We start from the raw sequence: 5,854 nt of genomic DNA, 5'->3' as shown, positions 1-5,854 counted from the left end.
GGACGGGTTGGCTGAAGGACACCGTTTGCGCTTTCTTCCACCGTTGTTCGGTGGAAGAAAGCGCAGGCGGTGTCCTTTTTTGTCTCGGTTTTTGTCTCAGCGGCGTTTCTTGCCGGGGGACAGGGCCCGCAGGGCGTTGAGGATGGCGGCCAAGTCCACGAACTCCTGGGACAGGGCACCGGCCACGGCAGGAATCTTCCCGGTGGCGGCCACAATCATCAATCCCACGCTGAGGATGATGCCGATCCAGATGCTCTGGATGGCGATGCGGATGGTCCGACGACCCAGCCGCACGGCTTCTGCCACCTTGGCCAGGTCGTCGTGGAGGATCACTACGTCGGCAGACTCGCTGGCCGCCGTCGAGCCTTTGGCCCCCATGGCAATGCCAACATCGGATGCGGCAAGTACAGGGGCGTCATTGACGCCGTCGCCCACCATCATCACTTGACGCTGCGGCAGCTCGTGGACAAGTCGCACTTTGTCCTCGGGTAAAAGCTCGGCCCACACCTGGGTGATGCCAACCTCCTTGGCGATGAACTGGGCCGTGGCCTCTGCGTCACCGGTGAGCATGACTATCTCGGAGACCCCCATCTCCCGCAGCGCCGTCAGTGTTGCCGGGGCCTCGGGGCGGACGGGGTCGCGCATGATGAGCGTGCCTGCAAACTCTCCGTCCACGCCGACATAGACGGCCATCTGACCGGCGGCTATCTGTGTTGCCTGAACGCCTGTGGCATTTTCTGCCACAAATGACTGTTTGCCCACCAGTACCCGGCGGTCCGCAAAGAGCGCCGTGACACCGTGCGTGGCATGTTCGGTGGCGTTGTCGGTGGTTTCCAAGGACAGCCCACGGTCCAGCGCCTCAGCCACAACAGCGGCGGCCAGCACGTGGGATGAGTACTGCTCGGCGGAGGCTGCCAGGGCCAGCAGTTCCAAGGGATCAAGGGATGCGCTGCGGATCTCTTCCAGAGTGGGTTCGCCGCCGGTGAGTGTGCCCGTCTTGTCGAAGGCGGCGGTCTTCACCCGGGACAGCTGCTCCAGCGTGCCCGCACCCTTGACAATGATCCCGGCCTTGGCGGACTGACTCATACCGCCCAGGAATGCCACGGGTGCAGCGATCAGCAGGGGGCACGGTGTTGCCACCACCAGGACCTCGGCAAAGCGGGAAGGGTCCCCACTGAAATACCAAGCTGCCGCGGCCAAAAGCAATGAAAATACTGTGAACGGGACAGCGTATCTGTCTGCGAGCCGCACCACGGGAGCCCGGCTTCCGGAGGCCTCGCGCACCAGGGCAATGATTCGGCTGTACTGGGAATCCTCCTCCCGTGCGGTTGCCCGTATGCGGACGGCGGAGGGACCATTGAGCACACCGCTTGGCACCGGGCTGCCGGTCTCGTGCTCTACCGGGAGGCTTTCACCTGTCAGTGCGGATTCGTCGAAAATGGCGGCGCCGGAGAGCAACAACCCGTCAACCGGAACCACCTCTGAAGGCCTCACCAAGAGAGCGTCGCCGACTTCGATGGTGTCGATGGGGACCTCGGTGGTGCTGCCGTCTTCATTCTCCAGATGTGCTGTGCGCGGTGCCCGCTCCAGCAAGGAGGTAAGTTCCTTCGTGGCACGGCCCGCTGCGTAATCCTCCAACGCAGCGCCGCCGGTGAGCATCAGGACAACGATTAATGAGGCAATGTATTCGCCCACGGACACGGTTGCCACGATGGCGGTGACGGCCAGGATGTCGATGCCCCAGTGCCCGCGCATGATGTCCCGGACCATGCCGATCGATTGGTGGGCGGCCACGGCCAAGGCAAAGATGCTGGCCACCCAGCGTGCAGCAGAGTCCGCACCGGAAAGGAGCAAAACAGTCACTGCCAGGCCGACCAAAATCGTCAATGCGACCACGGGATAGCGCCGAAGAGCCATGGATAGCAATGGCCTGGGAGGTGTGTCCCCGACGAGGGGAGTTCCGGTATGGCCTACAGCAGGAGTGTCGACGGTGGGTGTGCGGGAGTCGTCCATGCTCTTACTCTGCCCCAGGTACGCCGCCAATCCCAGTGCCCCGGCCGAACAGGGGCAAATGCGAAGGTGCTTTCAGCGGCGGAAGGCGTTCCTTGAGCCCACGCTCCGAGCTGTTGCCGCAGCGTGGGCGGCCGAGTACAGGGTGGGAGCCGGGCGCCGTCGCTGGACCATGCGGTAGATCAATAGCACGGCGGCTGCGGAGGCCACGATGCCTGCAACGTTCAGGAAAAGCTGCACAGCAGACCCTGCCGCCCGGCCATGTTCACCCAACACCAGCGCGACCGCCACATAACCCGCCGCGGGAACCGTCGTGACGGAAATGAAAACACCCACCAAGGCCGCAGACTTCTTTCCGATGAGGGAAAGCATGCCTGCTGCCCCCGCCAACACCGCCACGATGAAGGAGTAGGGCCCCGGGTGGTAAATGAATTCGGTGGCCTGATTGTTGTTGAGCACGTCAGCTGGGGTAAACAGACCCAACCCCACGGATCCGGCCGTGGCCAGCGCCGTGAGCACCATGGCTAGGGGGAAACCGATCAGAAGTGCCAAGACCGCCCGTCGGGCGAGTTTCCACCGCCGGTCCACCACGGCCAAGGCCAGCCCTGCAAGTGGACCAAACTCAGGCCCCACCACCATGGCTCCGACGATGGCGATGGTGGAGTTGGTCACGATGCCTATCCCCGCCAGTTGCACGGCGATGATCAGAAAGGCCAGATAACTCCAGGTCAGCTTTGAATCAGAGTTGGTGTCCTTCTCCACTTCGTCCCAGATGATGGCGTCGGCGCCGTCCCCAGCCACCTCTTCCTCGGCCTTATCCAGACGGTCGGAAATCATGAGTTCTGGAGCTGTGACACTGATGGAGCCCTGCTGGTCAATGTGGAGCTTGTGCAGCTTTTCCAACAGCAACTCCACGGATTCGCGCACAGCTTGCAGTACGACGACGTCGCCTTCAGGGACCAGGGACGCGCCCTTCGAGCGTGAAATTTCCGAAACTCCAGGGTGGCTGCGGGCAATCTCGACCACCTCATCCGCTGTGGTCGACGGGACAACAATGCGGATCTGCAACGCCATAGGAGTGTCCTTTTACTGTGCCGGCTGGTGCGCTTGATTCTAGGGGATGGCAACTCCTCGGGCACAAAAGTTGGTGCGCTGGCTACATTGGAAAAATTGGTTGGAAACGAAGGGAAAGCTCCATCCCCTGGATTGAAACCATCTCCTTCGAAGCCATGGTTTATGCCCGCAAGCTGACGCAGTTCCCCGCTCACATGCTCGAGGCGGAGTGGAGGGCCACCGCTGCGGGTCCTTGAACCCACGAAAATCTGTGTGGTTTGTGATGCGCCCCACCGGAATAGTGTCAGGCCCGCTTTCGTTTTAGACTGTAAACAACGCACAGACTGGCTTCGTAATGACGGGGCTGGCCATTGGATGCACATTCCACCGGTTCTACCCCGCCAAGGAGCCTTCGTGTCCCAGCCTGAAATCAATGATCCCTTTGCCTTAGTCGGCTTGACGTATGACGACGTCCTGCTCCTTCCCGGCCACACCAACGTCATCCCGTCCGAAGCTGACACCAGTTCACGGGTGTCCAAGCGCATCACGGTGAAGATCCCGTTGCTGTCTGCCGCGATGGACACCGTGACGGAGTCGCGCATGGCCATCGCCATGGCCCGTCAGGGTGGTTTGGGCGTGGTGCACCGCAACTTGTCCATCCAACGCCAAGCTGAAGAAGTGGACCTGGTCAAGCGCAGCGAGTCCGGCATGATCACCAACCCGGTGACCGTTGGTCCGGACGCCACGCTCGCCGAGTTGGATGAGCTGTGTTCGCGTTTCCGGGTCTCCGGCCTGCCAGTGGTCGACGGCGGTGGCCGTCTCGTGGGCATCGTCACCAACCGCGATACCGTGTTCATCCCGGAAAGCGAATACCCGAAGCGCAAGGTCAGCGACGTCATGACGCACATGCCGCTGATCACCGGCCGCGTCGGCATCAGCCGCGAGGAAGCCTCCGGCCTGCTGGCAAAGAACAAGATTGAAAAACTCCCGCTGGTGGACAGCTCCGGTGTGTTGCGCGGACTGATCACCGTGAAGGACTTCGCCAAGGCCGAGCAGTACCCGCTGGCAACGAAGGACTCCGAAGGGCGCCTGCTCGTCGGTGCAGCCATCGGCTTCTTCGGCGACGGCTACGAGCGAGCCATGACACTGGTTGAAGCGGGAGTTGACGCCTTGTTCGTGGATACCGCCAACGGCCACAGCCAAGGTGTGCTGGAAATTATCGCCCGCCTGAAGAAGGAAAAGGCAGCCGCCCACGTTGACGTCATCGGCGGCCAGGCGGCCACCCGTGAGGGTGCCCAGGCACTGATCGACGCCGGTGCTGACGCCATCAAGGTCGGCGTTGGCCCGGGCTCCATCTGCACCACCCGTGTGGTCGCCGGAGTCGGTGTTCCCCAGGTCACCGCCATCTACGAATCGGCCAAGGCCGCAACCCCTGCCGGTGTGCCACTGATTGCCGACGGCGGTCTGCAGTACTCCGGCGACATCGGCAAGGCACTGGTGGCTGGCGCCGACACCGTCATGATCGGTTCGCTTTTGGCCGGCACGGAGGAGTCTCCCGGCGCTACCGTGTTCGTCAACGGCAAGCAGTTCAAGGCGTACCGCGGCATGGGCTCTCTGGGCGCCATGCAGTCCCGCGGCCAGAACACCTCCTACTCCAAGGACCGCTACTTCCAGGCGGACGTGTCCGGGGACGAGAAGCTTATCCCCGAAGGCATTGAAGGCCGGGTGGCCTACCGTGGACCGCTCGCATCGGTTGCCTACCAGCTGGTGGGTGGCCTGCGCCAGACCATGTTCTACGTCGGCTCACCGACCATCCCGGAGCTGAAGGCACGCGGCAAGTTCGTGCGCATCACCGCGGCCGGACTGAAGGAATCACACCCGCATGACATCACCATGACGGTGGAAGCGCCGAACTACCTGAACAAGTAGCGGGGCTCCAAAAACAGACAAAAAACGACGACGGCGACCCACCTTTCAAAAGTGGGTCGCCGCCGTCGTTCGCTTATGCAAGCTCTTGGCGGAGAGCCATCTACTGTGAAGGGGCCACATCCTGCTGGGCGGACAGCACCGTTTTGAGCTGGTCCATGGCTTCTGCGGCGGGGAAACTCTCCTCGGTGAATTCAGATTCAGAGCCGCTGCGCAGCACCCAGTCACCGGACTCCACCGCTGTCAGCTGGGCCACGATCGGCTCGGAGTCGACGCGCAGGCGCCGGATCACTGCGGTGGCCGGCAGCCCTTCAGCTGCACCTGTGAGGTATTCGTTGCCCAAATGCAGGCCGAGTTCCAGCAGAGCCGGACCGGATTCGATCGGCTGGATTTCATGTACGCCGTAGGGGCTGATGCTCAGCAGGATGGCGCCAACATTGGAGCCCACGGCGAACAACACATGGCTGCTGCTGGGTGTGGTCAAGGAGATTTCAAGCCACTCCTGAGCTTGGGAAAGGACAGAGCCGACCACGGCGCACTTATCCACGGGCACAATCTTCTCGCCTTGGGGGGTGGCAAGCCCGCGCACCATCAACGTGGTCAGCCCGGCATTGTGCAGCAGTTGGTTGTCGCCGTGCTGGTCAAGGCGCAGCAGGCCCAGTGTGACGGCAGCCGATTCCGTGGGGGTCATGGAAAGCAAAGTCAAGAGTTCGTGGTCAGTCATGTGCAATTCAGTGTCAGTCATGGACTAAGCGTATCGGCCGAGGGGCCCCAGCCGAGCGAAGCGAGGTGTGGGGAGGCACGAAAGCGGTATCGGCCGAGGGGCCCCAGCCGAGCGAAGCGAGGTGTGGGGAGGCACGAAAGC

4 protein-coding genes are annotated in these 5,854 nt (G+C 62.4%); 1 reads left to right on the top strand and 3 read right to left on the bottom strand.

Features of this window, described 5'->3' with window-relative positions; genetic code table 11:
- Positions 1-96 precede the first annotated feature (96 nt).
- Together Q4P21_RS12635 and Q4P21_RS12630 are read right to left on the bottom strand one after the other, a co-directional pair.
- Positions 97-1,917 (bottom strand): heavy metal translocating P-type ATPase, encoded by a 1,821-nt coding sequence (locus tag Q4P21_RS12635; protein WP_303389115.1) that lies wholly within the window; start codon positions 1,915-1,917, stop codon positions 97-99.
- Between the two features lie 168 nt (positions 1,918-2,085).
- Complete coding sequence (locus Q4P21_RS12630; protein ID WP_303389113.1) at positions 2,086-3,084, bottom strand: DUF389 domain-containing protein; 999 nt, start codon at positions 3,082-3,084, stop codon at positions 2,086-2,088.
- Between the two features lie 393 nt (positions 3,085-3,477).
- On the opposite strand from Q4P21_RS12630, the gene guaB reads away from it, so the two are divergent.
- Positions 3,478-4,992, top strand: a complete 1,515-nt coding sequence (guaB, locus tag Q4P21_RS12625) for an IMP dehydrogenase (RefSeq protein ID WP_303389112.1) — start codon at positions 3,478-3,480, stop codon at positions 4,990-4,992.
- Positions 4,993-5,092: 100 nt separating this feature from the next.
- Here the strand turns inward: guaB and Q4P21_RS12620 are convergent, their stop codons facing one another.
- Positions 5,093-5,734: a hypothetical protein gene (locus Q4P21_RS12620; RefSeq protein ID WP_303389111.1), complete on the bottom strand. Its 642-nt coding sequence runs from the start codon at positions 5,732-5,734 to the stop codon at positions 5,093-5,095.
- Positions 5,735-5,854 lie beyond the last annotated feature (120 nt).

It is taken from the genome of Arthrobacter sp. (genome assembly GCF_030540645.1).
Lineage (GTDB): Bacteria > Actinomycetota > Actinomycetes > Actinomycetales > Micrococcaceae > Specibacter.
This window is presented reverse-complemented; position numbering and strand designations above follow the sequence as displayed.

Excerpts from the sequence above, each read along its gene's own strand:
- Q4P21_RS12635 (WP_303389115.1), bottom strand. The coding sequence starts at position 1,917 with ATGGCTCTTCGGCGCTATCCCGTGGTCGCATTGACGATTTTGGTCGGC.
- Q4P21_RS12630 (WP_303389113.1), bottom strand. The coding sequence starts at position 3,084 with ATGGCGTTGCAGATCCGCATTGTTGTCCCGTCGACCACAGCGGATGAG.
- Q4P21_RS12620 (WP_303389111.1), bottom strand. The coding sequence starts at position 5,734 with ATGACTGACACTGAATTGCACATGACTGACCACGAACTCTTGACTTTG.